At 72.2% G+C, this 26,019-nt stretch carries 28 protein-coding genes; 15 read left to right on the top strand and 13 right to left on the bottom strand.

The genetic code is table 11. The annotated features are described in order from the left end of the window. Nucleotides 1-68: 68 nt before the first annotated feature. Genes EDD40_RS22085 through EDD40_RS22070 form a run of 4 tightly spaced genes read left to right on the top strand, consistent with a single transcriptional unit; the run spans nt 69 to nt 4,140 of the window. Nucleotides 69-1,073 carry an ABC transporter permease gene (locus EDD40_RS22085; RefSeq protein WP_123744624.1) on the top strand — a complete coding sequence of 335 codons (1,005 nt, stop codon included), beginning with the start codon at nt 69-71 and terminating at the stop codon, nt 1,071-1,073. Beyond that, nucleotides 1,070-1,996: an ABC transporter permease gene (locus EDD40_RS22080; RefSeq protein ID WP_123744623.1), complete on the top strand. Its 927-nt coding sequence runs from the start codon at nt 1,070-1,072 to the stop codon at nt 1,994-1,996. The genes EDD40_RS22085 and EDD40_RS22080 overlap by 4 nt, the downstream gene beginning before the upstream one ends. Nucleotides 1,997-2,002: 6 nt before the next feature. Beyond that, entirely contained in the window at nt 2,003-3,001 is a 999-nt protein-coding gene (locus tag EDD40_RS22075) for an ABC transporter ATP-binding protein (protein ID WP_123744622.1), read from the top strand. Beyond that, nucleotides 2,998-4,140 carry an ABC transporter ATP-binding protein gene (locus EDD40_RS22070; RefSeq protein WP_123744621.1) on the top strand — a complete coding sequence of 381 codons (1,143 nt, stop codon included), beginning with the start codon at nt 2,998-3,000 and terminating at the stop codon, nt 4,138-4,140. The genes EDD40_RS22075 and EDD40_RS22070 overlap by 4 nt, the downstream gene beginning before the upstream one ends. A 43-nt stretch (nt 4,141-4,183) precedes the next feature. On the opposite strand, the gene EDD40_RS22065 is transcribed toward EDD40_RS22070, so the two are convergent. Continuing rightward, nucleotides 4,184-4,885: an SDR family oxidoreductase gene (locus tag EDD40_RS22065; RefSeq protein ID WP_123744620.1), complete on the bottom strand. Its 702-nt coding sequence runs from the start codon at nt 4,883-4,885 to the stop codon at nt 4,184-4,186. 81 nt (nt 4,886-4,966) lie between these two features. Here EDD40_RS22065 and EDD40_RS22060 point away from each other — a divergent pair, with 81 nt between their 5' ends. After that, a complete protein-coding gene (locus EDD40_RS22060) occupies nt 4,967-5,395 on the top strand; it encodes a winged helix-turn-helix transcriptional regulator (protein WP_123748198.1) in 429 nt (142 codons plus the stop codon). Here the strand turns inward: EDD40_RS22060 and EDD40_RS22055 are convergent. Continuing rightward, complete coding sequence (locus EDD40_RS22055) at nt 5,326-5,679, bottom strand: hypothetical protein (RefSeq protein ID WP_123744619.1); 354 nt, start codon at nt 5,677-5,679, stop codon at nt 5,326-5,328. The genes EDD40_RS22060 and EDD40_RS22055 overlap by 70 nt on opposite strands. 120 nt (nt 5,680-5,799) lie before the next feature. Continuing rightward, the gene (locus EDD40_RS22050; RefSeq protein WP_123744618.1) at nt 5,800-6,363 is read right to left on the bottom strand and encodes a TIGR03086 family metal-binding protein; all 564 of its coding nucleotides are present in this window, start codon (nt 6,361-6,363) and stop codon (nt 5,800-5,802) included. Between the two features lie 51 nt (nt 6,364-6,414). On the opposite strand from EDD40_RS22050, the gene EDD40_RS22045 reads away from it, so the two are divergent. Next, nucleotides 6,415-7,050 carry a TetR/AcrR family transcriptional regulator gene (locus EDD40_RS22045; RefSeq protein WP_201438165.1) on the top strand — a complete coding sequence of 212 codons (636 nt, stop codon included), beginning with the start codon at nt 6,415-6,417 and terminating at the stop codon, nt 7,048-7,050. On the opposite strand, the gene EDD40_RS22040 is transcribed toward EDD40_RS22045, so the two are convergent. Both EDD40_RS22040 and leuA read right to left on the bottom strand, forming a co-directional pair. After that, complete coding sequence (locus EDD40_RS22040) at nt 7,014-7,571, bottom strand: DedA family protein (RefSeq protein ID WP_123744616.1); 558 nt, start codon at nt 7,569-7,571, stop codon at nt 7,014-7,016. The genes EDD40_RS22045 and EDD40_RS22040 overlap by 37 nt on opposite strands. A gap of 131 nt (nt 7,572-7,702) precedes the next feature. Beyond that, on the bottom strand, nt 7,703-9,493 hold the full coding sequence (gene leuA, locus EDD40_RS22035; RefSeq protein ID WP_123744615.1) for a 2-isopropylmalate synthase: 1,791 nt from the start codon (nt 9,491-9,493) through the stop codon (nt 7,703-7,705). Nucleotides 9,494-9,720: 227 nt separating this feature from the next. On the opposite strand from leuA, the gene EDD40_RS22030 reads away from it, so the two are divergent. Further along, entirely contained in the window at nt 9,721-10,020 is a 300-nt protein-coding gene (locus EDD40_RS22030) for a hypothetical protein (RefSeq protein WP_123744614.1), read from the top strand. On the opposite strand, the gene EDD40_RS22025 is transcribed toward EDD40_RS22030, so the two are convergent. Both EDD40_RS22025 and EDD40_RS22020 read right to left on the bottom strand, forming a co-directional pair. Then, nucleotides 10,017-10,622 carry a nitroreductase family protein gene (locus tag EDD40_RS22025; protein WP_123748197.1) on the bottom strand — a complete coding sequence of 202 codons (606 nt, stop codon included), beginning with the start codon at nt 10,620-10,622 and terminating at the stop codon, nt 10,017-10,019. The genes EDD40_RS22030 and EDD40_RS22025 overlap by 4 nt on opposite strands. Nucleotides 10,623-10,660: 38 nt before the next feature. Further along, on the bottom strand, nt 10,661-11,860 hold the full coding sequence (locus EDD40_RS22020; protein WP_246037762.1) for a hypothetical protein: 1,200 nt from the start codon (nt 11,858-11,860) through the stop codon (nt 10,661-10,663). 101 nt (nt 11,861-11,961) lie between these two features. Here EDD40_RS22020 and EDD40_RS22015 point away from each other — a divergent pair, with 101 nt between their 5' ends. Genes EDD40_RS22015 through EDD40_RS22005 form a run of 3 tightly spaced genes read left to right on the top strand, consistent with a single transcriptional unit; the run spans nt 11,962 to nt 15,726 of the window. Then, nucleotides 11,962-13,227 (top strand): aspartate kinase, encoded by a 1,266-nt coding sequence (locus tag EDD40_RS22015; protein WP_123744612.1) that lies wholly within the window; start codon nt 11,962-11,964, stop codon nt 13,225-13,227. After that, entirely contained in the window at nt 13,224-14,288 is a 1,065-nt protein-coding gene (locus EDD40_RS22010) for an aspartate-semialdehyde dehydrogenase (protein ID WP_123744611.1), read from the top strand. The genes EDD40_RS22015 and EDD40_RS22010 overlap by 4 nt, the downstream gene beginning before the upstream one ends. Before the next feature lie 10 nt (nt 14,289-14,298). Then, nucleotides 14,299-15,726, top strand: coding sequence for a gluconokinase (locus EDD40_RS22005; RefSeq protein ID WP_123744610.1), 1,428 nt, complete (start codon nt 14,299-14,301; stop codon nt 15,724-15,726). Between the two features lie 10 nt (nt 15,727-15,736). On the opposite strand, the gene EDD40_RS22000 is transcribed toward EDD40_RS22005, so the two are convergent. The 3 genes from EDD40_RS22000 to EDD40_RS21990 all read right to left on the bottom strand — a co-directional run bounded on the left by EDD40_RS22000 (nt 15,737) and on the right by EDD40_RS21990 (nt 18,239). Then, nucleotides 15,737-16,249 carry a hypothetical protein gene (locus tag EDD40_RS22000; RefSeq protein ID WP_123744609.1) on the bottom strand — a complete coding sequence of 171 codons (513 nt, stop codon included), beginning with the start codon at nt 16,247-16,249 and terminating at the stop codon, nt 15,737-15,739. Between the two features lie 109 nt (nt 16,250-16,358). Next, nucleotides 16,359-17,003, bottom strand: a complete 645-nt coding sequence (locus EDD40_RS21995; protein ID WP_123744608.1) for a class I SAM-dependent methyltransferase — start codon at nt 17,001-17,003, stop codon at nt 16,359-16,361. Nucleotides 17,004-17,066: 63 nt separating this feature from the next. Beyond that, nucleotides 17,067-18,239: an MFS transporter gene (locus EDD40_RS21990; RefSeq protein ID WP_123744607.1), complete on the bottom strand. Its 1,173-nt coding sequence runs from the start codon at nt 18,237-18,239 to the stop codon at nt 17,067-17,069. Between the two features lie 85 nt (nt 18,240-18,324). On the opposite strand from EDD40_RS21990, the gene EDD40_RS21985 reads away from it, so the two are divergent. Together EDD40_RS21985 and EDD40_RS21980 are read left to right on the top strand one after the other, a co-directional pair. Beyond that, entirely contained in the window at nt 18,325-18,741 is a 417-nt protein-coding gene (locus EDD40_RS21985; RefSeq protein WP_123744606.1) for a Fur family transcriptional regulator, read from the top strand. Between the two features lie 30 nt (nt 18,742-18,771). Further along, entirely contained in the window at nt 18,772-20,220 is a 1,449-nt protein-coding gene (locus tag EDD40_RS21980; protein ID WP_123744605.1) for a catalase, read from the top strand. 147 nt (nt 20,221-20,367) lie between these two features. Here the strand turns inward: EDD40_RS21980 and EDD40_RS21975 are convergent, their stop codons facing one another. Continuing rightward, a complete protein-coding gene (locus EDD40_RS21975; protein WP_123744604.1) occupies nt 20,368-21,435 on the bottom strand; it encodes an alpha/beta hydrolase in 1,068 nt (355 codons plus the stop codon). Between the two features lie 80 nt (nt 21,436-21,515). Here EDD40_RS21975 and EDD40_RS21970 point away from each other — a divergent pair, with 80 nt between their 5' ends. From EDD40_RS21970 to EDD40_RS21960, 3 genes are all read left to right on the top strand, one after another. After that, nucleotides 21,516-22,076: an NADPH-dependent FMN reductase gene (locus EDD40_RS21970; RefSeq protein WP_123744603.1), complete on the top strand. Its 561-nt coding sequence runs from the start codon at nt 21,516-21,518 to the stop codon at nt 22,074-22,076. Nucleotides 22,077-22,187: 111 nt separating this feature from the next. Next, nucleotides 22,188-22,610, top strand: coding sequence for an organic hydroperoxide resistance protein (locus EDD40_RS21965; protein WP_123744602.1), 423 nt, complete (start codon nt 22,188-22,190; stop codon nt 22,608-22,610). Between the two features lie 15 nt (nt 22,611-22,625). Beyond that, nucleotides 22,626-23,111 (top strand): Dps family protein, encoded by a 486-nt coding sequence (locus tag EDD40_RS21960; RefSeq protein ID WP_123744601.1) that lies wholly within the window; start codon nt 22,626-22,628, stop codon nt 23,109-23,111. A gap of 314 nt (nt 23,112-23,425) precedes the next feature. Here the strand turns inward: EDD40_RS21960 and EDD40_RS21955 are convergent, their stop codons facing one another. Then, entirely contained in the window at nt 23,426-25,234 is a 1,809-nt protein-coding gene (locus EDD40_RS21955; RefSeq protein WP_123744600.1) for a S9 family peptidase, read from the bottom strand. After that, on the bottom strand, nt 25,231-26,016 hold the full coding sequence (locus EDD40_RS21950; RefSeq protein WP_246037761.1) for a class I SAM-dependent methyltransferase: 786 nt from the start codon (nt 26,014-26,016) through the stop codon (nt 25,231-25,233). Before EDD40_RS21950 ends, EDD40_RS21955 begins: the two co-directional genes overlap by 4 nt. Nucleotides 26,017-26,019: the final 3 nt, after the last annotated feature.

The following is a 26,019-nucleotide window of genomic DNA, read 5'->3' as shown; positions in this document are numbered from 1 at the left end:
GAACGGTGGGCGGGTGGTGGCGTCCGTGACCCGGGCGTCACCACCCGTGCTGTCCAGAGGGTTTCCACATGCTGCGATTCATAGTCCGTCGCCTGCTCCAGGCGATCCCCACACTGCTGATCCTGTCGCTGCTGGTCTTCGTCTGGCTGCGGTCGCTGCCCGGCGGCCCGGCCGGGGCGCTGCTCGGCGACAAGGCGACCCCGGAGAAGATCGAGGCGCTCAACAAGGTCCTCGGCCTCGACCAGCCGATCTTCATCCAGTACTTCAAGTTCCTGGGCCGCATCCTCAGCGGTGACTTCGGCAGCTCGTTGATCAGCGGCGAGCCGGTGGTGGCCGAGATCGGCCGCGCGCTGCCCGCCACCATCGAGCTCGGCCTGGCCGCGCTGCTGTTCGCGATCGTGCTGGGCATCCCGCTCGGCTACCTGGCGGCCAGCTACCGGGGGCGGTTCCTGGACAACGCCACGGTCATCGGCACGCTGGTCGGCGTCGCCGTGCCCGTGTTCTTCCTCGGCATCCTGCTCAAGCAGCTGTTCGCGCAGGACCTGGCGCTGTTCCCGCCGTCGGGCAGGCAGGACGTCACCATCGACCCGACGCACGTGACGAACTTCGCCGTGCTCGACGGGTTGCTGACCCAGGAGTGGGACGTCGCGGCCGACGCGCTGTGGCACCTCGTGCTGCCCGCGATCGCGCTGGGCACCATCCCGCTCGCGGTCATCGTGCGGATCACCCGCGCCTCGGTGCTCGACGTGCTCAACGAGGACTTCGTCCGCACGGCCAACGCCAAGGGCCTGCAGGCGACGCTCGTGCGCCGCCGGCACGTGCTGCGCAACGCGATGCTGCCGGTGTCCACCACGATCGGTCTCCAGACCGGCCTGCTGCTGGGTGGCGCGGTGCTCACCGAGCGGGTGTTCGTGTGGGGCGGGCTGGGATCGTTGCTGGCCCAGGGGATCGAGCGCCGGGACTACCCGCGCCTGCAGGCGTTGCTGCTGCTCGCGGCGGTGGTCTACGTGCTCGTCAACCTGCTGGTCGACATCTCCTACGCGATCATCGACCCGAGGGTGCGGGCATCATGACCAGTCTCCTCAAGCGCAAGCGGCAGCGGGTGGACGCGCTGGCCGAGTCGGCGGGCACGAGCCTCGCCGCCGACGCGGTCCGGCGGATGCTCCGCAGCCCGGTCGCCCTGCTGGGCGCGTTCCTCGTGCTCCTGTTCGTGGTGCTGGCGATCATCGCGCCGTTCATCGCGCCGAAGGACCCCTACCACCGCTACCCGGAGCTGCTGGAGGACCTGCGGCCGGACCACATCCCGGGCGCGCTGCCCGGGTTCGTGCTCGGCGGCGACGAGCTGGGCCGCGACTTCTTCAGCCGGCTGCTCGTCGGCGCGCAGCAGTCGCTGGTCGTCGGCGTCGGCGCGACGTTGATCGGCCTGGTCCTCGGCATGCTCATCGGCGGCGCGGCCGGCGCGTTCGGCGGCTGGGTGGACAGCTGGCTGATGCGGTTCACCGACATCATGCTGTCGATCCCGAGCCTGCTGCTGGCCATCTCGATCGCGGCGCTGGCGAGCCGGGGCAGCCAGACCACGGTGATCATCGCGGTCGCGGTGACCACCGTGCCGATCTTCGCCCGGCTGCTGCGCGGCGCCATGCTCGCGCAACGGCACAGCGACCACGTGCTCGCCGCGACGGCCCTGGGCGTGCGGCGGCGGACCGTCGTGTTCCGGCACATGCTGCCGAACTCGCTGGGCCCGGTCATCGTGCAGTCGACGCTGACCCTGGCGACGGCGATCATCGAGGCGGCGTCGCTGTCGTTCCTCGGCCTCGGCGACCCGGACCCGTCCCGGGCCGAGTGGGGCCTGATGCTCGGCAACTCGCAGCGCTACATCGACGTCAAGCCGGAGCTGGCGTTCTACCCGGCCATCGCCATCATCATCGTCGCGCTGGGCTTCACGCTGCTCGGCGAGTCGTTGCGCGAGGCGCTCGACCCGAAGAACCGGAGGTGAACCGCGATGGCGTTGCTCGAAGTGCGTGATCTGCGGGTGGTCTTCCAGCGCAAGGGCACCGAGCCCTTCACCGCCGTGGACGGCGTCTCCTTCGACGTCGACCCCGGCCAGACGGTCGGCCTGGTCGGTGAGTCCGGCTGCGGCAAGTCCGTGACGTCGTTGGCGATCATGGGCCTGCTGCCCTCGCGGGGCAACAAGGTCACCGGCTCGGTCCGGTTCGAGGGCACCGACCTGCTCACCCTGAACGACAGGGAGATGCGCAACCGGCGCGGCCGCGACCTGGGCATGGTGTTCCAGGACCCGCTGTCGTCGCTCAACCCGGTGATCCCGATCGGGTTGCAGGTCACCGAGGTGCTGGAACGGCACCGCGGCATGTCCCGCAAGGCGGCGATGGTGGAGGCGGCCGACCTGCTGGGCCGGGTCGGCATCCCCGACCCGCAGCGCAGGCTGAGCGAGTACCCCCACCAGTTGTCCGGCGGCATGCGGCAGCGCGCGCTGATCGCGATCGCGCTGGCGTGCCGGCCCCGGCTGCTCATCGCCGACGAGCCGACCACGGCGCTGGACGTGACGATCCAGGCGCAGATCCTCGCCCTGCTCAAGGAGCTGGTGCGGGACATGGGCACGGCACTGATCATGATCACGCACGACCTGGGCGTCGTGGCGGGGCTGTGCGACGAGGTCAACGTGCTCTACGGCGGCCGGGTCGTGGAGAAGGCGGCGCGGTACCCGCTGTTCGCCGAGCCGCGGCACCCGTACACGCACGGCCTGCTGGCGTCGATCCCGAGGCTCGACGGCGCGCGGGGCGAGAAGCTGGTCCCCATCAAGGGCTCGGTCGCCGACAACATCCCGTGGGACCACGGGTGCGCGTTCGCCCCCCGTTGTCCCAACGCGCTGGCGGTGTGCCGCGAGGTCACGCCCGAGCTGGAGGCCGGTGACGTGCGGTCGCTGCGCTGCCACAACCCGGTGCTGCCCGGAACGCCCGCCGCCCAGGAGGTGCCCGCATGACCGCCGCTGTCGAACAGGCCGCCGCCGACGCCCCCGCGGGCGACACCCTGGTGTCGGTCGAGGGCCTGAAGATCCACTTCCCGATCAAGCGGGGCCTGCTGGTCGACCGCACGGTCGGCCACGTGTACGCGGTCGACGGCGTGGACCTGCGGATCAACCGCGGTGAGACCTACGGCCTGGTCGGCGAGTCCGGCTGCGGCAAGTCGACGCTGGGTCGCGGGATGCTGCGGCTGGTCGAGCCGACGGACGGCCGCGTGCTGTTCGACGGCACGGACCTGGTCGGGCTCAAGGGCGAGGAACTGCGCCGGATGCGCCGCCGGATGCAGATGGTGTTCCAGGACCCCATGTCGTCCCTGGACCCCCGGCAGTCGGTGGAGTCGCTGCTGGTCGAGGGCCTGCGGGCGCACGGCCTGGACAAGGGCCGCGAGGAGACGGGCAAGCGCTTGCGCGGGCTGCTGACGGCGGTCGGGCTGCCGTCCACGTCGCTGCGCAAGTACCCGCACGAGTTCTCCGGCGGCCAGCGGCAGCGCATCGGCATCGCGCGGGCGCTGGCGGTCGAGCCGGACCTGATCATCGCCGACGAGCCGGTGTCCGCGCTGGACGTGTCGGTGCAGGCGCAGGTGGTCAACCTGCTGGAGGACCTGCAGGAGGAGTTCGGCCTCACCTACCTGGTGATCGCGCACGACCTCGCCGTGGTGCGGCACATCTCCGACCGGGTCGGCGTGATGTACCTGGGCGGCCTGGTGGAGGAGGCGACCTCGGACGACCTCTACGCCGAGCCGCTGCACCCGTACACCAAGGCGCTGCTGTCGGCGATCCCCGTGCCGGACCCGGTGGTGGAGGACGAGCGGGAGCGGATCCTGCTCACCGGCGACCTGCCGTCGCCCGCCAACCCGCCGACGGGCTGCCGCTTCCACACGCGCTGCCCGTGGAAGCAGGCGACCCGGTGTGACACCGAGCGGCCCGCGCTGCGCGAGGTGCTGCCGGGGCACAAGGTGGCGTGCCACTGGGCGGAGGACATCCGGTCGGGCCGCATCCGGCCGCACGAGGTCGAGGCCGTGCTGGTGGAGGAGGGCGGCATCTCGCCGGACATCCCCCTGGTCGGGCCCGCCTCGATGACGGAGGCGCTGAACCCGTGAGCCGCGGGTCCGGGGGCGTCGGGCGACGCCCCCGGACCGGTGCTCAGACCACGTTCGGGTAGAGGGTGCGCGGGTCGGCGGACATCGCGGCCTTCAGGTCCACGACGCTCTGGTCGGCCAGCACCTCGACGAGGTCGGCTTCGACCCCGTCCAGGGCGGCGCGCACGACGTCCGCCGGGTCGTTCTTCGGCACGTCCAGCCCGGCGGTCATGTCGGTGTCCGTCGGGCCCAGCATCAGGCCGGTGACGAGCGTGCCCTGGGCCGCGAGCTCCACCCGGGCGCCGTTGGTGAGGCTCCACTGCGCCGCCTTGGCCGCGCTGTAGGCGGTGGCGAAGTCCCAGGACACCCAGGACATCGCCGACAGCACGTTCAAGATCGCGCCGCCTCCGTTGGCCGCGAGGACCGGCGCGAACGCCCGGATCATCTCCAACGGGCCGTAGAAGTGGGTTTCCATCTCCAGCCGGATCGCGGCCGGGTCTCCGGTGACCAGGTTCGCGCCGGTGATGATGCCCGCGTTGTTGACCAGCAGGGTGACGTCGCGGGCGGCGTCGGCCGCGGCGGCGACGGCGGCCGGGTCGGTGATGTCCAGCGTCAGGACCTCGACGCCCGGCAGGTCGATCGAGCCGGCGTCGCGCGCGGTGGCGTAGACCTTCGCCGCGCCGCGCTCCAGTAACTGCCGCGCGAAGTGGCGGCCGAGGCCGCGGTTGGCCCCCGTGACCAGGGCTACCGAGTTGGCGATCTTCATGGAGGGTTCTCCCAGAGGTGAGTTGGCAATTCCAACCTAGACTGGCTGGATTGGAATGCACAACCAAGCCATACTGTGGCCGTGACGCCACCGGACGGGAACTGCTCCTTGGTCAAGGCGGTGGACCTCGTCGGTGAGCGCTGGACGTTCCTCGTCCTGTGCGAGGCCCTCGCCGGCGCGACCCGCTTCTCGGAGTTCCGCGCACGTCTGGGCATCGCCTCGGACGTGCTCGCGGCCAGGCTCGCGAAACTGGTCGACAGCGGCCTGCTGGCCAGGCAGACCTACCGGGAGCCGGGGCAGCGCCCGCGTGACGGCTACTGCCTCACCGACGCGGGCCGGGAGATGAACGTCGTGCTGAGCGCGTTGCAGGAGTGGGGTGGCGCGCACCTGTCGGACACCGCGCCCACGGTCGCCTACCGCACCGGCGACGGACGGTCGGTTCAGGTGCGGTTCGTGGACGGCGAGGGCGCGGTGGTGCCGTCCGGCGACGTCCGCTCGGAGCGCGTCTGACGGCTCGCGGGCCGGTAGAGCAGCCGCACGACCGCGAAGCAGACGGCCTCGACGCCCAGCGCGATCAGGGCGTGCACGAGCCACGCGCCGGCGAGCGCGGGTCCGCCCCACGCGTTCGCGAGGCCGGGGTCGGCGGTGAACGGGTGCCCGATCGCGCCGATCGTGTCCGGCCAGAACGGGTAGAACCAGCCGCGCGCCGCCAGGTGGAGGGCGAGCGGCACGGGGATCGCGGCCACCAGGGCGCGGACGACGCCGGGCCTCGGGTGGATGCCGAATGTCCTCATCGCACGAACGCTGAGCGCGGCGCGGCCGCGGGTCGTCACCCCGCGGCGCCATCCCCGGGGTGGTACCGGGGTAGCGGGTCGGGGGCGCCTCCCCCTGTGGCGGCGCCCCCGACCCGGTCCTCACGCGGGCCAGCTCGGCGAGCGGCCGAGCAGCCCGATGAGGCGGTCGGTGATCGGCGCGTCCTCCGGCACGTCGACCGGCATCGCGAACGCCGCGCCCGGCCCGCGCACGTCCGGCGTGGACGGGTAGTGCCGCGCCATCCGGTAGGCGGCCGTGGCGAAGTCGGGGTCGAGGGTGCTGTCGACGCCGATCGCGCGGCACAGGTCCCAGGCGTGCACCAGGTTGTCCACGAAGTGCGCGGCCACCAGGTGGCTGCCCGGGCGGCGGCCGTAGCCGGGGAACTCGGCCTCGCGCTCCAGCACGCCGTCCAGCCGGAACGCCTCGGTGGCCGCGTCGGTGGCGACCCGGTAGGCGGTGGCCATGTCGTCGCTCGCGGGCGCCTCGACGGCCGTGCGGCGGATGGCCGCGGTGAACGCCAGCGTCTGCTCGACCTGGTGTCGCAGCAGCTCGTAGACGGTCCAGCCGGCGCACGGCGTGGCCAGGTCCAGGTGCGCCTCCTCCAGGTCGGCCATGAGCTTCAGGTTGAGGTCGAGCGCCGACCGGTTCAGGTCCAGGAGATCCATGTGTTCATCCACCCCTCAAGTTGTACGAACGATCGTACAATTAGTTTGCGGATGGTCAAGGGGGCTAGCGTGGTGGGCGTGAAGGTCGACGGACGGGTGGAGCGCGGCGAGCAGACGCGGCGGCAGATCCTGCGGCGGGCGGCGGAGATCGCCTCGGTGGAGGGCCTGGAGGGCCTGTCGATCGGGCGGCTGGCCACCGAGCTGGAGGTCAGCAAGAGCGGCGTGTTCGCGCACTTCGGGTCGAAGGAGGAGCTTCAGCTCTCGACCGTGCGCGCGGCGGCGGCGATCTTCGCGCGTGAGGTCGTCGAGCCGGTGACCGAGCCGCCGGGCGTGGCCCGGGTGGCGGCGCTGCTGGACCGCTGGCTGGCGTACTCGGAGCGCCGCACGTTCCCCGGCGGGTGCTTCTTCTACGCCGTGCAGGCCGAGTTCGACGCCCGGCCGGGGCGGGTGCGCGACGCGATCGCCGGGTACGGGCGCGAGTGGAACTCCTACGTCCGCGAGACCGTCGCCGCGATCCCGGAGGTCGCCGACCCGGACCAGCTGACCTTCGAGCTGATCGCGTTCCTGGAGATGGCCAACGCCCAGTCGGTGCTGCACGACGACCCGCGCGCGTACGAGCGGGCCCGGGTCGCGGTGCGGAACCGGTTGGCTCAGGCGGCCGCGGCGGCGTCCACGACCCGGCGCTGAGCGGCCCGGACCGCCATCCCGATCGGCACGCCGACCAGCGTGGCCACCGCGAACGAGACCAGCGTGGCCACCACCGGGTCGGTGAAGACCTGGCCGCCGAAGTAGCCGAGCGCGGCCGTGTAGGCGCTCCACAGCGTGGCGCCCACCACCGCGATCGGCGCGAACCGCCGCACCGGCCACCGCAGCGACCCGGCCAGGACCGCGCCCACCAGCCCGCCGCCGGGCACGAACCGCACCGCGACCAGGATCGACTCGCCCCGCGTCGCCAGCTTGTCCGCCGTCCACGCGACCACCGCCCGCGGCCCGGGCCGCCGCCCGACCCGCTCCAGCGCCCGCAACCCGACCCCGCGCCCGACACCGAAGTCGACGAAGTCCGACAGGGTGCAGCCCACCGCAGCCACGGCGATCACGGCGATCAACGACAGCTCGCCGGAGGCGGCCGGCACGCCGCAGCCGATCAGCACGGCCTCGGTCGGCGCCAGCACCACGGCGACGACGAACAGCACCACGAACGCGGTCATGACCGGGGAACGCCGAGGAGTTCCCCGGTCATCTCCGATCGGGTGATGTCTTCAGCAAGTCGTCAGCGGGAAACGAGGTCGGCGGCGAGCCGTCCGCCTCGCCGGCGCGGCACCGGCGAGGCGGACGTCGACTACCGGTTGGCGCGGTTGATCGCCGAGACCAGGGCGCGCAGCGACGCGGCCACCGTGGAGCTGTCGATGCCGACGCCCCACAGCACGCGGTCGGACACGGCGCACTCCAGGTAGGCCGCGGCGCGGGCGTCGTCGCCCGACGACATGGCGTGCTCGAAGTAGTCCAGCACGCGCACGTCGTAGCCGACGGTGGCCAGGGCGTCCACGAACGCGGCGATCGGGCCGTTGCCGCCGCCGGTGATCTCCTGCGTCTCGCCGTCGACGACGACCACGGCCTTGATCGTCTCGTGGCCGCTGCCGTCGCCGGACACCTTCTGGCGCAGCAGCTTCAACGGCGCGGTGCCGTCCAGGTACTCCTCGGAGAAGGCGTCCCACATGTCCTTGGGGCCGATCTCGCCGCCCCTGGTGTCGGTGACCTCCTGGATGACCTTGGAGAACTCCACCTGCAACCGGCGCGGCAGGTCCAGGTGGTGCTCGGTCTTCATCAGGTACGCCACGCCGCCCTTGCCGGACTGCGAGTTCACCCGGATCACGGCCTCGTAGTTGCGGCCGACGTCCTTCGGGTCGATCGGCAGGTACGGGACGTCCCACTGGAACTCGTCCACGTGCTGCCCGGCGGCCTTGGCGGCGTCCTCCAGGGCCTCGAAGCCCTTCTTGATCGCGTCCTGGTGCGAGCCGGAGAACGCGGTGAACACCAGGTCGCCGCCGTACGGGTGCCGTTCGGGGACGGGCAGCTGGTTGCAGTACTCGACCGTGCGCCGGATCTCGTCGATGTCGGAGAAGTCGACCTGCGGGTCGACGCCCTGGCTGAACATGTTCATGCCCAGCGTCACCAGGCACACGTTGCCGGTGCGCTCGCCGTTGCCGAACAGGCAGCCCTCGATGCGGTCGGCGCCCGCGAGGTAGCCCAGCTCGGCGGCCGCCACCCCGGTGCCCCGGTCGTTGTGCGGGTGCAGCGACAGGATGATCGAGTCGCGGCGGGCCAGGTTGCGCGACATCCACTCGATGGAGTCGGCGTAGACGTTCGGCGTGGCCATCTCCACCGTCGCCGGCAGGTTGACGATCAGCGGCTTCTCCGGCGTGGGCCGGATGACCGCCGACACGGCGTCGCAGACCTCCAGCGCGTAGGAGAGCTCGGTGCCGGTGTAGGACTCGGGCGAGTACTCGTAGCGGAACTCGGTCTCCGGGTAGAGCTTCTCCTGCTCCAGCGCGAACGCGGCGGCGTCCGTGGCGATCTTCTTGATGCCCTCGCGGTCGGACTTGAACACGACCCGGCGCTGCAGGATGGACGTCGAGTTGTAGAAGTGCACGATCGCCTTGCCCGCGCCGCGCAGCGACTCGAACGTGCGGGTGATCAGCTCGGGGCGGCACTGGGTCAGCACCTGGATGGTGACGTCGGGCGGGATCGCGCCGTCCTCGATGATCTCGCGGACGAAGTCGAAGTCGGTCTGCGAGGCGGCCGGGAAGCCGACCTCGATCTCCTTGTAGCCCATCCGCACCAGCAGGTCGAACATCTTGCGCTTGCGCGCGGGCGACATGGGGTCGATCAGGGCCTGGTTGCCGTCACGCAGGTCGACCGCGCACCACAGCGGCGCCTTGGTGATCCGCTTGGTGGGCCAGGTGCGGTCGGGCACGTCGACCGCTTCCACCTGCTCGTGGAACGGACGGTAGCGGTGCACGGGCATCGACGTGCCGCGCTGCGGGTTCCAGACCGGCTGGTCGGGCACGGGGCGGGCCGGCGGTCGGATGCGGCTGGTGCCTGAGGTGTAGGCGTCGTGACTGGCGCTCATGATCGGGATGCTCCTGCGGGTGCCGGTGGAGGGACGACCGGCGGGCAGTGCTCGTCCCGCGACGGGGGGCCGGTCTGATCAGACCCCGTCACGGCGGCGAAGCAGGAGGGCGCGTGCCATGACGGACAGGTTAACCGGATTTCGCGTCGAGGTGGAACCGAGCGCCCAGATGGTGGAACTTCACCCGGTCGAGTTTCACTCGATCGTGGCTTGGGCATCTTCTCGACATGTCCAGATGGCGAACCTCAACGCGCAGCGGCAGCTACACCGCTGCCCGAGTGATCCGCGGTGTCGGTGCCGTTTTCGCGGGCATCGAGGTGTTGTACATCCTCATGCTCCTCATCGGGGTGAACACGGCCAACGCGTTCTTCCGCTTCATCCAGCAGCTCGCCGAGCCGCTGGCGCTGTTCTTCCCAGGGCTGTTCCAGACCGGCAACGTGAACGTCGACGTGATCCTGAACTACGGTCTCGCGGCGGTGTTCTGGCTCGTCGTCGCAGGTCTGCTGGCTCGCGTCGTGGCGCGCTAGCCCTCTTTCGACCCGGTCCCCGCCGTCCTCCCCCCTGCGGCGGGGGCCGGGTGCTCGTCCGAGAACGCCGGCCGGCCCCACGTGCCGGTGAAGACCGTCTCGCTCAGCGGCTTGCGCACCCGCGGCCGCCGTTCCCTGGCCCGCAGGTCCTCCGGCAGCTCCTCGTCGTCGCCGAGCAGCCCGACCGCGATCACGACCACCGGTCGCACGTGCTCCGGCAGGGCGAACGCCTCGCGCACCACGTCCGGTGCGAAGCCGCCCATCTGGTGCGTGACCAGGCCCAGCTCGACGGCCCGCAGCACCAGGTTCTGCACCGCGAGCCCCAGCCCGAACTCGGTGTTCGGCACCGGACCGCGCTCGTCGGCCTCGGCCACCGCGCCGACGAGCAGCACCGACGCCCGGCCCGCCCACGCCTGGTTGCCCGGCTGCAACGCGGCGAAGATTCGCCCGAACGTGTCGTCGCCGCGGTAGCCGACCAGGAACCGGGCGGGCTGGGTGTTGCCGTGCGAGGCCGCCCACCGGGCCGCTTCCAGCAGCGCGCGCACGGTCTCCGGCGGCACCTCGGCCGTGCCGTCGAACGCCCGCGGGCTCCACCGCCGCATGATCACGTCGTCGCCGTCCACCACCACATACTTCTCGATCAGATCGCGTACGGCCAGGCCGTGATGGCGTACGCGCCGAACCAGGCGCTGAACACCGACACGCCCGCCAGCACCGCCACCGCGGTGCTCGTCCGCCGCCGGGCCAGCGCCAGCGCGATCGGCACCAGCAGCGTGAACGCGGGCAGCAGCAGCCGCGCCTTCGAGTTCATCAACCCGTTCGACCCGAGGTCCATGACGAGCACGCCGGCGCCGTAGACGACCAGCGGCCACTCCGGCCCGCGCCGGAAGCTCAGCACGACCAGGGCCAGCGCCACCACCAGCAGCCACACCGTGGCCAGCTCCAGCACCGACCGGGGCTCGCCGAGGATGAGCAGCGCGAACTTCCAGGTGGCCGCGCCGCCGTCGAACCGCGAGTCCCAGCCGATCTGCTGCACGGCGAACCAGCCGTCCCAGCGGCCGGTGCGCACCGCGACGTACCCGAGGTAGCCGAGCAGCCCGAGCGGCGCGACCAGCGCGCCCACCCACGGCCGCCAGTCGTCCCGGCGCCGCCACGCCGCGACCAGGGCCGCCGCGCACACCGCGAGGACCAGCGCCGCCGCCGTCGGCCGCACCAGCCCGGCCGCCGCGCAGCACGCGCCGGCGAGCAGCCAGCGCCGTTCCACCACGCCCACCAGCGACCACACGGCGAGCGCGCAGAACGTCGCCTCGGAGTACGTCATCGACAGCACCACGGCCATCGGCGACGCCGCGAACAGCACCACGAGCACGACGCCGGCCCGGCGCGACCCGCCGGTCACCCGCGCGCCCAGCCGGGCCAGCCCGTAGGCGCACAGCACGCCGCTGACCAGGCTCACCGCGAACGCGGCGCCCACCGTCGGCACGCCGGGCAGCCCGTCCACCCACCGCACCAGCGTCGGGTAGCCGGGGAAGAAGGCCAGCGGCGTCTCGTCCGTCCGCCGCCCGAACGCGTCCACCAGCCACGTCGGCACGTTCGCGTAGCCGCCCTCGGCGATGCCCAGGAACCACTGCCCGTCCCACGACGTGAGCGTCCGCGTGACGTCCTTGTCCCACCGCGCGGCCATCAGCTGCAGCGCGATCAGGCCGAGCTCCCGCACGGCCAGGAAGAGCAGCGCGGGCGCGAGCGCCGCGGTGACCCGGTGTCTGGCCACGCGCGCCAACCGCCCACGCCCGCTGGGCGCGTCCTCCGGCTCCACGCGAACGGCCTCCAGGGTCGACACGGGGTCGAGAGTAGTGGGCGTCACGGCGGCCGCTGTCCACTCCTTGGGCCAGGTAGGGTGCCTGACAAGCTGGGCTTTAAGCACCTGGGAGGAGTGGGTCTGTGGCGCTCGTCGTCCAGAAGTACGGCGGTTCCTCGGTCGGGAGCGCCGAGCGGATCAAACGGGTGGCCGAGCGCGTCGTCGCGACCCGCAAAGCGGGCAACGAGGTCGTCGTCGCCGTGTCCGCGATGGGCGACACCACCGACGAGCTGCTCGACCTCGCGCGCCAGGTGTCCCCGGTGCCGCCCGCCCGCGAGATGGACATGCTGCTCACGTCCGGTGAGCGCATCTCCATGTCGCTGCTGGCGATGGCGATCAGCTCGCTGGGCGCCGAGGCGCGCTCCTACACCGGCTCGCAGGCCGGCGTGATCACCACGTCCGTGCACGGCAAGGCGCGCATCATCGACGTGACGCCGAGCCGCATCCAGGACGCGCTCGCGGAGGGCGCCATCGCGATCGTCGCGGGCTTCCAGGGCGTCAGCCAGGACAGCAAGGAGATCACCACGCTCGGCCGCGGCGGCACCGACACCACCGCGGTGGCGCTGGCGGCGGCGCTGAAGGCCGACGTCTGCGAGATCTACACCGATGTCGACGGCGTGTTCACCGCCGACCCGCGCATCGTGCCGAACGCCAAGCGGCTGGAGACCATCACCTACGAGGAGATGCTCGAGATGGCGGCGTGCGGGGCCAAGGTGCTCATGCTGCGCTGCGTCGAGTACGCCCGCCGCTACGGCGTCCCGGTGCACGTCCGATCTTCGTTCAGCAACAAGCCCGGGACCATCGTGTCCGGGTCAGTGGAGGACCTTCCCGTGGAACAGGCGATGATCACCGGCGTCGCGCACGACCGGTCCGAGGCCAAGGTCACCGTGACGGCGGTGCCCGACCTGCCCGGCATGGCGGCGCGGATCTTCCGCGTCGTGGCCCAGGCGGAACTCGACATCGACATGGTCGTGCAGAACGTCTCCCAGGCCGTGTCCGGCCGCACCGACGTCACGTTCACCCTGCCGAAGGACGACGGGCCGCGCGCGGTCGCCGCGCTGGAGAAGTCGCGCGAGGAGATCGGCTTCGACCAGGTGCTCTACGACGAGCACGTGGGCAAGGTGTCGCTGGTCGGCGCGGGCATGCGCTCGCACCCCGGCGTGACCGCGCAGTTCTGCGAGGCGCTGGCCGCGGCCGGCGTCAACATCGAGATCATCTCCACCTCGGAGATCCGGATCTCGGTCATCTGCCGCGACACGCAGCTCGACGACGCCGTGCGCGCCCTGCACGACGCGTTCGAGCTCGGCGGCGACGAAGAAGCCGTTGTGTACGCGGGGAGTGGACGATGAGCGGCCCTGTCCTGGCCCTGGTGGGGGCCACCGGTGCCGTCGGCACCGTCATGATCGACATCATCAACGGCCGGGAGTCCGTGCCATGGGGCGAGGTCCGGCTGATCGCGTCCGCGCGCTCGGCGGGCAAGAAGATCACCGTGCGCGGCGAAGAGCTGACCGTGGTGGCCCTGTCGCCGGAGGCGTTCGACGGCGTGGACATCGCGATGTTCGACGTGCCGGACGAGGTGTCGGCCGAGTGGGCGCCGATCGCCGCGTCGAAGGGCGCGGTCGCGGTGGACAACTCGGGCGCGTTCCGGATGGACCCGGACGTGCCGCTGGTGGTGCCGGAGGTGAACGCCGACCAGATCGGCGCGCGCCCCAAGGGGATCATCGCGAACCCGAACTGCACGACGTTGTCGATGATGGCCGCGCTGGGCGCCCTGCACCGGGAGTTCGAGCTGCGCGAGCTGGTCGTCGCGTCCTACCAGGCCGCGTCGGGCGGCGGGCAGGCGGCGATCGACCGGCTGTACGCGGAGATCTCGGCGTTGGCGGGCAAAGAGGTCGGGGTGCGCGCGGGCGACGTGCGCGAGACGCTGGAGGCCGCCGGCCTGCCGGTGTCGGACTCGCCGTTCCCCGCGCCGCTGGCGTTCAACGTGGTGCCGTGGGCGGGTTCCCTGAAGGACGAGGGGTGGACCAGCGAGGAGCTGAAGGTCCGCAACGAGTCCCGCAAGATCCTCGGCATCCCGGACCTGAAGGTGTCGGCGACCTGCGTGCGCGTGCCCGTGGTGACCACGCACTCGCTGGCGGTGCACGCGACGTTCGCCCGCGAGGTGACCGTCGAGCAGGCGCACAAGCTCTTCGAGGCGCAGCCGTCCCTCGTGCTGGTGGACGACCCGGCGGCGAAGCGGTTCCCCACGCCGGCGGACGTGGTCGGCGGCGACCCGACCTACGTGGGCCGGGTGCGGCAGGCGTTGGACTTCCCGAACACGCTGGACTTCTTCGTGTGCGGCGACAACCTGCGCAAGGGTGCGGCGCTGAACACCTACGAGATCGCCGAGGAGCTGGCCGCACGGCTGTAGGTTCACCCCTATGGCTGAGGTAGTGCTCGCGATCGACCTGGGGACGACGTCGACCAAGGTCATCGCGGTGGACCGGGACGCGGGCGTGGTGGCATCGGCGGAGCACGGCTACCCGATGCGCACCACGCCCTCCGGCGAGGCGACCCACGACCCGGTGGAGGTGTGGGGCGCGGCGCTGCGGGCGTTGCGCGAGGTCGCCGCGCAAGGGCTCGCCGTGCGGGCGCTGTCGTTGACCGGCGCGATGCACACCCTGCTCGGGCTGGACGCCTCGGGCACGCCCGTCACGCCGTCGTTGTCGTGGGCGGACAACCGCGCCCTGGCGCAGACGGCGCGGCTGCGCGGCACGGCCGACGGGATCGCCCTGCACCGCGCGACCGGCACCCCGATCCACACCATGTCGCCGCTGGTGAAGCTGGCGTGGTTCCACGACCAGGGCTTCTCCGCCGCCCGGTGGTGCGGGCTCAAGGACTTCGTCGCGTTCAAGCTGACCGGTGAGCTGGCGACCGAGCACTCGTCGGCGTCCGCGACCGGTCTGATGGACCTGGTGTCGCTGGACTGGCACCCGGACGCGCTGACCTTCGCGGGCGTGCGGGCCGGGCAGCTGCCGTCGCTGCGCGCGCCGGTCGACTCGCTGCCGCTGACGCTGGACGTGCCGGGTCTGCCCGCCGGCCTGCCGGTGGTGCTGGGCGGCGGCGACGGGCCGATGGCGAACCTCGGCGTGGGCGCGGTCGTGCCCGGTGTCGCGGCGGTGTCGCTGGGCACCAGCGGCGCGCTGCGGGTGGTGCGCTCGTCACCGACCGTGGACGAGCAGGGGCGGGTGTTCTGCTACGCCGTCGCCGAAGGGCTGTGGGTGCTCGGCGGCGCCGTCAGCAACGGCGGTGTGGTGGCGCAGTGGGCCGCCGAGACGTTCGGCGTGGACGTGGGCGACCTGCTCGACGAGGCCTCGGGGGCGCCGGTCGGTTCGGCGGGCGTGACCGCGCTGCCGTACCTGCTGGGTGAGCGCGCGCCGTGGTGGGACGCGGACGCGACGTCGGTGTTGATCGGGCTGCGGCGCGAGCACGGGCGGGCGGAGATCACCCGCGCGCTGGTCGAGGGCGTCGCGCAGCAGTTGGCGCTGGTGCTGGACGCGGTGCGGTCGGTGGCGGACGTGCACGCGGTCCGGGTGACCGGCGGCGCGTTCCGCAGCGACCTGTGGGCGACCGTCCTGGCGTCCGCGCTGGGCCTGGACCTGGAACTGGCCGACGACAGCGAGGGCTCCGGCGTCGGCGCCGCCCTGGTCGCCTGGCGGGCGCTGGGCGAGATCCCGTCGCTGACCGTCGCCGCCGACCTGGTCAAGCCGGTGAAGACGATCTCGCCGGACCCGGACGCCGTCGCCCACTACGCCCGGGCCCGCCCCGCCATCGACCGCCTCTACCACGCGCTGCGCGAGCTGGTGTGAGCACGAGCGGTCATCGTCGGCGCAACGTGGTGCGCCGGACCCGCACCGAGTAGGTCTTCCCCTCCGCCGCCGACCACCTGCTTCCCCATCCCCGGCTGGTGGCGACGTCCCAGCCCTGCTGCTCACCCATCTGGCGGGCGAACGTGGCGAGGTCGTTCACCTCGCACCCGCAGGCGAGCCGCAGCTCGATGCCCACGTAGGAGCCGTTCGGCTTGCTCTCGTGCGGATCGGTCCGCCAGGTGACGTCGTGCTGGTGCGCGGCCAGTCCGGTGCGCTTCTCGTCGTGGACGATGCCGAACGCCCGGGCGTACTCGTCGAGGTCGTCGATGGCGAACATGTCGCTGGACCACTCGCCCGGCCACACGGCGAACAACCGGGACTCGCCGGAGCGGGCACGTTCGTAGGCGTCGCCGTCGTGCCCGAAGCGGACGGTGCCGTCCTGGTGGACTTCGACGTAGCACATCGTCTGCAAGGTGTACGGGAAGTCGGCCTTGAGGGCGCCGGCGCTCCGCGGGGTCTTCATGAGCCTGCTCCAGTTCGTCGCATGATCCCTTCGAGGACGCATCGCTCGCCGAAGGGGATCTGTGACGCCGCGCCGCCGGCGCCGCGCGAGCCGGTGTGAGCCGCTGGGCCTAGCGGGCCCGCAGCAGGAAGCCGTGCTCGACCAGGCTCGTCAGGCCGAACTTCTCGACCATCCGGTGCTCCGGCCTCGGCTCCGCGGCCACGTGCTCGACGTCGAACGCGGCCCCGAAGCGCTCGACGACCTCCTCCGGGCCGACGGAGAACGGCGGCGACGGCAGCCTCGGGTGGTACTCCAGGGTGTTGATGAAGTACCTGGTCCCGGGCCGCACGAGCCGGGTGATCGTGTCGGCGTAGCGCTGCCGCATGTCGTCCGGGAACGCGATCAGCGACGCCCGGTCGTACACCAGGTCCACCGGCCCGATCTGCGCCGGCCCCAGCCGGAAGACGTCCTGGCGGCGGATCACGAGGTTGCCGCTGCGGAACACGTCCGGCTCCTCCTCGACCGGGTCCAGGCCGTTCTCGGCGAAGAACTCGGCGACGGCCCTGGGCACCAGCTCGACCCCGACGACCTCCGCGGCCGTCTCGGCGAAGAACCGCAGGTCGGTCGTCTTGCCGCACAGCGGCACCAGGACCCGGGCGCCGGCCACCAGGCCGAGCCGGGCCAGCATCCGCGCGTGCTCGTGCACGTCCCGCAGGTGGAAGCTGGTCTTCGTGCCGCCCTGTTCCCAGGAGTCGAACCAGAACTCGGATTCCATAGTGGAGTAGAGGAGCGCGCAGCGTGGTGGAGACGGGTCCGATCGGGTGATGTCCGACCTCGGTCAGCCCACCGGGGCCGCCGCGGTGCGCCTGCCGAGCACCACCGTGCCGGCCGCGATCACGACCGCGCCGACGCCCGCCACCGCGAAACCCCACGCCGGCGACGAGTGGTCGATCACGAATCCGGTGACCGGCGCGCCCAGCGCCACGCCCAGGGTGAACGCCGAGCTCTGCAGGCCCATCGCCACGCCGCGCGCGGACGCCGGCGCGTGCTTCGTGATCAGCTCGCCCGTCGCGGTGATCGTCGGCGCGCACAGGAAGTTCGTCGGCACCAGCGCCAGCGCCAGCCACCACGGCGACCAGCCGAACAAGCCGATCGGCACGGCCAGCACCCCCATGCCGCCCATCAACGCCCACAACGGCGGCACGCGCGTCAGGCCGCCGTAGAGGAAGCCGCCCGCCAACGACGCCACGCACATCACCACGACCATCGCGCCGGTCCAGCCGGTCAGCCCGAGCCCGCGCATCGACGCCACCACCGACACCTCGACCCCCGACAGCACGAACGTCGCGCCGCCCGCGCTGATCAGCACGCCGAGCAGCCGGCCGTCCAGCCACTCGCGCCGGGACACGCGGGCGCCGGTGGTCTCGCCCTCGTGCCGCACCGGCGGGTTCACCGCGTAGAGGATCGCGCCGATCAGGACCATGGACGCGCCGATCGACCACATCGCCGTCCGGCTCGACGCCTGCGTGGTGAGCGCCACGCCCAACGCGGGTCCGGCCATGAACGAGAGCTCGACGGCCATCGAGTCCATGGCCAGCGCGGTGCGCCTGCGGTCCTCCGGCACGAGCGCGGTCAGGATCTGCCGGCCGAGCGACATCACGGGCATCACGGTGATGCCGGTGACGAAGCACGTGACGAGCAGCACCTCGTAGGACAGCAGCGGGGCGACGAACCAGAAGACGCCCTCGGTGACCATCGACAGCACCAGCATCGCGCGCAGGCCGCGCCGGTCGACCAGGTGGCCCATCAGCGGCGAGCCCAGCGCGATGCCGACCGTGCTGACCGCCCCGACCAGGCCCGCCGCGCCGTAACCTCGGTCCAGGGCGAGGAGGACGTGCATCGTGATCGTCATGCCCGCCGCCGTCGGGGGCACGCGTGCCAGCAGCATCAGCAGCATGAAGCCGGGCACGCGCGGCGTTCGGAGGACGGCCAGGTAGTGAGAGACGTTCACGTGCCCATCTTCACCCGCCGGGGCAACACGTTTAACCGTTCGTTTTCTTGACCTGTTCCAGAAAGCGTGGTGGAGTGGTGGAGCCATGACCCCAGGACCTCGCGAGCTGCTCAAGGACGCCGGGCTGCGCGTCACCGCGCCCCGGATCGCGGTGCTCGACTGGCTCGCCGAGCACCCCCACGCCACGGCCGACTCGGTCGCCGAGGGCGTGCGGGCCAGGTTGGGGTCCGTGTCGACGCAGGCCGTCTACGACGTGCTGCACGCGTGCGAGCGGACCGGGTTGCTGCGCCGGATCGAACCCGCCGGTCACCCGGCGCGGTACGAGACGCGGACCGGCGACAACCACCACCACCTCGTGTGCCGGGGCTGCGGCCGGACCGAGGACGTCGACTGCGTCCACGGCGCCGCGCCCTGCCTGGAGCCCTCGGACGCGGTCGGCTTCGCCGTGGACGAGGCGGAGGTCCTGTTCTGGGGACTCTGCCCGGACTGTCATGGGCACTGACTGCCGACCCCCCGAGAAGGAGCTACCAGCGTGACGGAAGCGCGTGCCACCACCAACAACGCGGGCATACCGGTCGCGAGCGACGACCACTCGCTGACCCTCGGCGCCAACGGCCCGATCCTGCTCCAGGACCACTACCTGATCGAGAAGAACGCCCAGTTCAACCGGGAACGGGTGCCCGAGCGGGTCGTGCACGCCAAGGGTGGCGGCGCGTTCGGCCACTTCGAGACGACCGAGGACGTCAGCCGCTTCACCAAGGCCGCGCTCTTCCAGCCCGGCGTGAAGACCGAGACGCTGCTGCGCTTCTCGACCGTCGCCGGCGAGCTCGGCTCGCCCGACACCTGGCGCGACCCGCGCGGCTTCGCGCTGAAGTTCTACACCACGCAGGGCAACTACGACCTCGTCGGCAACAACACCCCGGTGTTCTTCCTGCGCGACCCGATCAAGTTCCCGGACTTCATCCGCTCGCAGAAGCGCCGCGCCGACACCGGCCGCCGCGACCACGACATGCAGTGGGACTTCTGGACGTTGCAGCCGCAGACCGCGCACCAGGTGACGTGGCTGATGGGCGACCGCGGCATCCCGAAGACCTGGCGCCACCAGAACGGCTACGGCTCGCACACGTACCTGTGGGAGAACGCCGCCGGCGAGCGCTTCTGGGTGAAGTACCACTTCAAGACCGACCAGGGCATCGAGACCCTGACGTCGGAGGAGGCCGCTCGGATCGCCGGCGAGGACGCCGACGCGCACCGCGCCGACCTGTGGCACGCCATCGAGCGCGGCGAGTTCCCGTCGTGGACGCTGCACGTCCAGGTGATGCCCTACGCGGACGCCGCGACGTACCGCTTCAACCCGTTCGACCTGACCAAGGTGTGGCCGCACGCCGACTACCCGCTGGTCAAGGTGGGCAGGCTGGTGCTGGACCGCAACCCGGCGGACTACTTCGCGCAGATCGAGCAGGCCGCGTTCGAGCCGACGAACCTGGTGCCCGGCATCGGCACGTCGCCGGACCGGATGCTGATCGGCCGGATCTTCTCCTACCCCGACGCCCACCGGTACCGGATCGGCGCGAACTACAACGAGCTGCCGGTGAACCGGCCCAAGTCGCCGGTCGACTCGTACTCCAAGGACGGCGCGATGCGGTTCGCGAACGCCGTCGACCCGGTGTACGCGCCGAACTCCTACGGCGGCCCGCACGCGTCCGCCGAGGCGGCCGGCGAGGTGGCGTCGTCCTACGGAGTCGAGGACGTGGTCACCCGTTCGGCTTACAGGCTGCACGCGGAGGACGACGACTTCGGGCAGGCGGGCACCCTGATCCGCGAGGTGATGGACGAGGGCCAGCGCGAGCGCCTCGTGCGGACCGTGATCGGGCACGCGTCCAACGGCGTGTCCGAGCCGGTGCTGGAGCGCGTGTTCGAGTACTGGCGCAGCATCGACAAGGAGACCGGCGACAAGATCGCCGCCGCTTTCGGCCGGTGACCGCGCCACCCCGGTTTGTGCACCCCTGACAGTGCACATCCCGACAGGGCCGTCCGATCAGCCCCGGGCGGCCCTGTCCCTCTCCCTGCTCGGTCACCCACCCGGGCGGGTGACCGTTCCCGCCCGGGTGGGTGACCGGGCCTGTCGTCACGCGGTCTCGGGGATGTCCTGCCGCGTGTTGGCCAACGCCAACCCGGTGCGCAGCGACCCGACCGCCTCCGCCACCGCCTCCCGGAACACGCCGCCGACGCCGAGGATGTTCGCGTAACCGTGGAACAGCCCCTCGTACCGCCGCAGCACCACCGGCACGCCCTGCTCCGCCAACTTCTCGGCGAACGCCTCGCCCTCGTCCCGCAACGGGTCGAACCCGGCGGTCGCCAGGTACGTCGGCGGCAGCCCGCTCAGGTCCTCCGCCAGCAGCACCGACAGCCGGGGGTCGGTGTGCGCGTCGCGCGAGGGCGCGTAGTGGTCGAGGAACCAGTCCATCTTCTGGTCGGTGAGGAAGAACCCGTTGCCGAACAGCTCCCGCGACCGCCGCCGCACCGACGCGTCCACCGCCGGGTAGAACAGCAGCAGGAACACCGGCTTCACCTCACCCGCGTGCAACGCGGTCACCGCGGCCAGGTTGCCGCCCGCGCTGTCACCGCCCAGCGCGATCCGCCGGGGGTCGACCCGCAGCTCGTCGGCGTGCGCCACCGCGTACTCGAACGCCGCCTGCGCGTCGTCCGCCGCCGCCGGGAACGGGTGCTCCGGCGCGAGCCGGTAGTCGGCCGACAGCACCCGCACCCCGCCCTGCACGGCGAGGAACCGGCACAGGTTGTCGTGGCTGTCCAGGTCGCCGCTGACCCACCCGCCACCGTGGTAGAAGACCAGCAGCGGCGAACCGGCGGCCAACCCGGCCGGCTCGTAGAACCGCCCGGCGAGGCCGTCCATGGACAGCGGGCGCACCGCCACGCCGCCGATGACGGGACCGCACACCAGCGCGCTGCTGCGGGTCAGCGCCAAGCGGTTCGCGGCGGGCGTGGTCGTCTGCCAGTCCTCGCCGCTGAGCTGCTGCAACCGCAGCAGCAGCTGGGCTTCCGGGTGCAGGCGCTGGCCGTCCACCGTCACCGGGGGACCGGCGAGCAGCCTGCGCAGCGGCGCGGGCAGGCCGAACGCGAAGCGCAGCGCGCCGGCCAGGACGCGGGGAGGGATCGACTCGGCGAGCTTCGACATGAGACGTACGTTACTCGCCGGTAGTAGGCGCGGCGAGCGAGTGGACCTCCAGTTAGGTCCAGGTGGCAGGATCGGACACCATGACGGTCACCGTGGTGGGCATCGGCGGATCCCTCCGCCCCAACTCGCAGTCCGAGCGCGCGATGAGGATCGCCCTGGAAGGCGCCGTGGACGCGGGCGCGAAGGTCGTCGAGGTCTCCGGGCCCGACCTGGTGCTCCCGTTCTACGACCCGGCCATCCCCGACCGCACGGACCACGCGCGCCGGCTCGTCGAGGCGCTGCGCGGCGCGGACGGCGTCGTGCTGGTCTCGCCCGGCTACCACGGTACGGTGTCCGGCCTGGTCAAGAACGCCCTGGACTACGTCGAGGACCTGCGCGGCGACGAGCGCCCCTACCTGGACGGCCGCGCGGTCGGCTGCGTGGCCACGGCCCAGGGCTGGCAGGCGTCGGTGACCACGCTGACCGCGTTGCGCTCGATCGTGCACGCCCTGCGCGGCTGGCCCACGCCGTTGGGCGTGGCGGTGAACTCGCGCGAGGTCGAGTTCGACCTCGAAGGCGGCTGCACGGTGCCGTCCGTCGCCGACCAACTCCGCACGATCGGGCGACAGGTGGCCGAGTTCGCCGTGTCGAGGGCGGGCTGAGCGGGTAGATGTGAGGGGCGTGAGCTGCCACACCACCTGGTGTGGTTCGGCGTCGGCCGGGTGTTGAGCTGATCGACGGGCTCGACCACCAGCTCGAAGGAGAGCGTTCACATGCAGGTGCTCTACACCGCGGAAGCCATCGCAGTCGGGGACGGTCGCAACGGCGAGGTCCGCTCCTCCGACGGGGTGATCGACGAGCAGCTCTCCACCCCCAAGGAGCTCGGCGGCCCCGGCGGCGAGATGACCAACCCCGAGCAGCTGTTCGCGGCCGGGTACGCGGCGTGCTTCCACAGCGCGCTGAAGGTCGCCGCGCGGCAGGCCAAGGTCGAGATCGGTGAGACGTCGGTGACCGCGAAGGTCGACCTCGGCCCGAACGGCAGCGGCGGTTTCCAGCTGGGCGTGGAGCTGGCGACGCACATCCCGGGCGTCGAGCAGGCCGTGGCCGAGCAGCTGACGGCCGCCGCGCACCAGCTCTGCCCGTACTCCAACGCCACGCGAGGCAACATCGAGGTGGCCCTCACGACCACCGTTTGAGGAGGCGTCAGACCCATGAGCAAGTCTCAGAAGTCTCCGATCAGCAGCCCGCTGTCCGACGCGGACAAGGCGGCGGTCGGGGCGGTGCTGCAGTCCACCCTGGTCGACCTGGTCGACCTGTCCCTGGTCGCCAAGCAGGCGCACTGGAACGTCGTCGGCAAGAACTTCCGCAGCGTCCACCTGCAACTGGACGACCTCGTCACGACCGCCCGCACGTACACCGACGAGGTGGCCGAACGGGCCGCCGCGCTCGGCATCTCGCCGGACGGCAAGGCGAAGACCGTGGCGGCGGGCTCGGGCGTGCCGGAGTTCCCCGGCGGCTGGCTGAAGGAGGACGAGGTCGTCGCCGCCGTCGTCACCGCGCTGGGCGAGCTGATCGGCCGGCTGCGCGAGCGGATCGACGAGACCGACAAGTCCGACCTCGTCACCCAGGACCTGCTGATCGAGATCACGAAGAACTTCGAGCAGGCCCACTGGATGTGGCAGGCCCAGCAGGCCTGACCAGCCCGGACCGCGACCTCGCGGGGGCCACCGGACATCCGGTGGCCCCCGGAAACGTCGTACCCCGCCGGTAAAATCACAACCAGGGGTCCCCCGGGCGGGGACTCCTGCGCAGCACTGCATGAGCGGGCCGGCCTGAGCGCCCATTGCCTGCGCAGCGCGGCCCCCGCGGCTTCCCCTGCCGCGAGCGCCGCTCCCACCGCTCCGCCTCGCCGTGGGTGCGGGCCCGGCCACCCGCTTCGCAGCGAGCGCCGGTCCCGACGCCTCCCGCTCCGCCTCCCGGCGAGCGCGGCCCTCCACGACCCCGGCCGCCCCTAGAGCACGCGCTGCACGAACGCGACCTCGGCGGCGGTCTGGCGGATCGTCTCCGCGACCACCAGCGACCCGTGCCCGGCGTCGTACCGGTACACCTCGTACGCGGCCCCGCGCGCCGCCAGCCGCTCCAGGTAGTTGTCGATCTGCCGGATCGGGCAGCGCGGGTCGTTCTCCCCGGCCAGCACGAGCACGGGCGCGCGCACCGCGTCCACGTAAGTCAACGGCGAGCACTCGCGGTACCGGTCGGGCACCTCCTCCGGCGACCCGCCGAACAACGCCCGGTCGAACGCGCGCAGCGGCTCCATCTCGTCCTCGTAGGCGGCCAGGTAGTCCGCCACCGGCACGCCCGCGACCCCCGCCGCCCACCGCTCCGGCTGCGTGCCCAGCGCCAGCAGCGACAGGTACCCGCCCCACGACGCGCCGTTGACCACGCACTTCGCCGGGTCGGCGAACCCGGACCCGACGGCCCACTCGTGCACCGCCGCCACGTCCTCCAGCTCGGTCAACCCCGGCCGGCCCTCGATCGCGTCCCGCCACTTCGACCCGTACCCGGTCGACCCGCGGTAGTTCACGTGCACCACGGCGAACCCGGCGTCCAGCCACACCGCGCGGTACGCGGAGAACCGGTCCTCGTCCGCCGAGTGCGGCCCGCCGTGCAGGTGGAACACCGTCGGCAGCGGACCGTCGGGCGCGCTGGCCGGACGCGCGACGAGGGCGTGCACGTCGCCCACGAACACGTCGGTCAGGTCGACCGACGGCGGCGCCTTGTGGCCGGGCGGCTCCAGCAGCACGCGCTCGTCGCCGTCCCCGTCCAGCACCCGCACCACGCCCGGCTGCCCGCCCGAGGACCACGAGTACTCCACCGCGCCGTCCGGCCGCACGTTCGCGCCGCCGACCGTGCCGTGCGGGGTGTCCAGCGCCGACAGGACACCGGTGGCCAGGTCGTAGCGGTGCAGGGTGTTGCGCGCCCGGAACGTGTGCAGGACCAGCAGCGACCGCGCGTCCGGGTACCAGTCGGCGCTGATCTCGCCGGGCAGGTCGATCACGACCTCGGTCTCGGTGTCGGCGGCGACGTCCCAGATCAGCAGCTCTTCCTTGCCGCGCCGCTCGTGCCCGACCAGAAGCCGGTTGTCGCCGCGCACCGGGCTGAACGCGATCGCGTCCAGCCCCTTACCGGGCCCGTCCCACTTCTCGGTGACCTTCTCACCTGACGGGGTGACCACGCGCAGCGCCGCGTGCCGGTTGTCGCCGTGCTCGGAGTGCGACAGCACGACCAGCGTCTCGTCCTTGGACAACGCCGACACGCCGCCGTCGTTCTCGTGCGCGTAGATCACCTCGGCCGGGCCGCCGCCGCGCGCCACGTACACGGTGGTGCCGTCGTCGGTGGACGTGCCGACCGCGACGACCTCGTGCCCGATCTCCAAGCCGGCCGGGTAGCCCGCCCGCACGCCCTCCACCGCGGGCTTCGGGCCGTCACCCGGCTCGAACGGCTCGCTGACCCACGTGCCGAACTCGTCGCCGTCGGTGTCGGCGAACCACCAGATCGCGGCGCCGTCGGGGCTGAGCGCGCCGTGGGACGTGCCGTTCGGGCGGTCGGTCACCTTCCGGTGGGTGTCGCTCGCGCGGTCCCAGGCGTAGATCTCCCACACGCCGCTGGAGTTCGACAGGTACAGGCTGCGGTCGGGCGCGTCGTCGGCCCACCCCGGCAGGCTCACGCGCGGTGCCGTGAAGCGGGCCCGCCAGCGGGCTTCGGCCTCGGCGTCGGCGAACAGCGGGTCGGGCACTTCGGCGGTCGGGTGCGTCGTCACACACCCGATCCTGCCGGCTTCCGCGCGGTGACCAGGTAGTAGTCCACGAGACCCCGCTCGGCGGCGCGCAACCAGTTGCGGTCCCAGTGCTCGGGGCGCGGCCCCAGTTCGAGCCACCGGTCCAGGCCACGCCACACGTGCTCGCCGATGGCGCGCGCGGTGACGTCGGCGAACCCGGCGCCCCGCAGGTCGCGCACGACGTCGTCGACGCGGTGGGCGCGGTCGAGGCCGGAGGCGAACGTCTCCAGCAGCTCGGCCAGCCGCGCCCCCGCGTCATCCGTCCTGGTGAAGAACGTGGTGACGGCCAACCGGCCGCCCGGCGCGAGCACGCGGGCGCTCTCGCGCGCGAACCCCGCGACGTCGTCGAAGTGCTGCGCCGCCTCCACGGACAGCAGCGCGTCGAACGACGCGTCGGCGAACGGGAGGTCGTCGCACGCGCCCTGGACGAACGCCACGCGCGGGTCGTCGTTGGCCGCCGCGGCCCGTGCGACCTGCTCCGGCACCAGGTCCACCCCGCGGACGAGCGCGGACCCGCGGGCCAGGACGCGGCGCGCGCCCAGGCCGCGTCCCGAGCCGACCTCGAGCACCCGGTCGCCGGGCCCGATCCCGAGCGCGGCCACGACCAGGTCGTACAGGGCCCGCTGGGAGGCGATCCGCTGCTCGACGGTCAGCTCGCCGTCCAGCGGGATGCCCGCCCAGTAGCCGAAGTTGATGAACCCGCCGGCGAACACCGGTAACGCCGCCAGGTCGCCCACCCCGTACACGCGCCGCACGTCTCGCATGTC

The organism is Saccharothrix texasensis (assembly GCF_003752005.1).
GTDB lineage: Bacteria > Actinomycetota > Actinomycetes > Mycobacteriales > Pseudonocardiaceae > Actinosynnema > Actinosynnema texasense.
The sequence above is the reverse complement of the archived record's forward strand: the minus strand, read 5'-3'. Positions and strand labels throughout refer to the sequence as shown.

What these genes read in the sequence shown, in the direction of transcription:
- EDD40_RS22010 (WP_123744611.1), top strand. Translation starts at nt 13,224, where the DNA reads ATGAGCGGCCCTGTCCTGGCCCTGGTGGGGGCCACCGGTGCCGTCGGC.
- EDD40_RS21960 (WP_123744601.1), top strand. Translation starts at nt 22,626, where the DNA reads ATGAGCAAGTCTCAGAAGTCTCCGATCAGCAGCCCGCTGTCCGACGCG.
- EDD40_RS22040 (WP_123744616.1), bottom strand. Translation starts at nt 7,571, where the DNA reads ATGACCGCGTTCGTGGTGCTGTTCGTCGTCGCCGTGGTGCTGGCGCCG.
- EDD40_RS21995 (WP_123744608.1), bottom strand. Translation starts at nt 17,003, where the DNA reads ATGGAATCCGAGTTCTGGTTCGACTCCTGGGAACAGGGCGGCACGAAG.
- EDD40_RS22075 (WP_123744622.1), top strand. Translation starts at nt 2,003, where the DNA reads ATGGCGTTGCTCGAAGTGCGTGATCTGCGGGTGGTCTTCCAGCGCAAG.
- EDD40_RS22030 (WP_123744614.1), top strand. Translation starts at nt 9,721, where the DNA reads ATGTCCAGATGGCGAACCTCAACGCGCAGCGGCAGCTACACCGCTGCC.
- EDD40_RS21975 (WP_123744604.1), bottom strand. Translation starts at nt 21,435, where the DNA reads ATGTCGAAGCTCGCCGAGTCGATCCCTCCCCGCGTCCTGGCCGGCGCG.
- EDD40_RS22025 (WP_123748197.1), bottom strand. Translation starts at nt 10,622, where the DNA reads ATGCGGCGGTGGAGCCCGCGGGCGTTCGACGGCACGGCCGAGGTGCCG.
- EDD40_RS21970 (WP_123744603.1), top strand. Translation starts at nt 21,516, where the DNA reads ATGACGGTCACCGTGGTGGGCATCGGCGGATCCCTCCGCCCCAACTCG.
- EDD40_RS22000 (WP_123744609.1), bottom strand. Translation starts at nt 16,249, where the DNA reads ATGAAGACCCCGCGGAGCGCCGGCGCCCTCAAGGCCGACTTCCCGTAC.
- EDD40_RS22085 (WP_123744624.1), top strand. Translation starts at nt 69, where the DNA reads ATGCTGCGATTCATAGTCCGTCGCCTGCTCCAGGCGATCCCCACACTG.
- EDD40_RS22070 (WP_123744621.1), top strand. Translation starts at nt 2,998, where the DNA reads ATGACCGCCGCTGTCGAACAGGCCGCCGCCGACGCCCCCGCGGGCGAC.
- EDD40_RS21950 (WP_246037761.1), bottom strand. Translation starts at nt 26,016, where the DNA reads ATGCGAGACGTGCGGCGCGTGTACGGGGTGGGCGACCTGGCGGCGTTA.
- EDD40_RS22080 (WP_123744623.1), top strand. Translation starts at nt 1,070, where the DNA reads ATGACCAGTCTCCTCAAGCGCAAGCGGCAGCGGGTGGACGCGCTGGCC.
- EDD40_RS22065 (WP_123744620.1), bottom strand. Translation starts at nt 4,885, where the DNA reads ATGAAGATCGCCAACTCGGTAGCCCTGGTCACGGGGGCCAACCGCGGC.
- leuA (WP_123744615.1), bottom strand. Translation starts at nt 9,493, where the DNA reads ATGAGCGCCAGTCACGACGCCTACACCTCAGGCACCAGCCGCATCCGA.
- EDD40_RS22055 (WP_123744619.1), bottom strand. Translation starts at nt 5,679, where the DNA reads ATGAGGACATTCGGCATCCACCCGAGGCCCGGCGTCGTCCGCGCCCTG.
- EDD40_RS22045 (WP_201438165.1), top strand. Translation starts at nt 6,415, where the DNA reads ATGGTCAAGGGGGCTAGCGTGGTGGGCGTGAAGGTCGACGGACGGGTG.
- EDD40_RS21985 (WP_123744606.1), top strand. Translation starts at nt 18,325, where the DNA reads ATGACCCCAGGACCTCGCGAGCTGCTCAAGGACGCCGGGCTGCGCGTC.
- EDD40_RS21965 (WP_123744602.1), top strand. Translation starts at nt 22,188, where the DNA reads ATGCAGGTGCTCTACACCGCGGAAGCCATCGCAGTCGGGGACGGTCGC.
- EDD40_RS22005 (WP_123744610.1), top strand. Translation starts at nt 14,299, where the DNA reads ATGGCTGAGGTAGTGCTCGCGATCGACCTGGGGACGACGTCGACCAAG.
- EDD40_RS22050 (WP_123744618.1), bottom strand. Translation starts at nt 6,363, where the DNA reads ATGGATCTCCTGGACCTGAACCGGTCGGCGCTCGACCTCAACCTGAAG.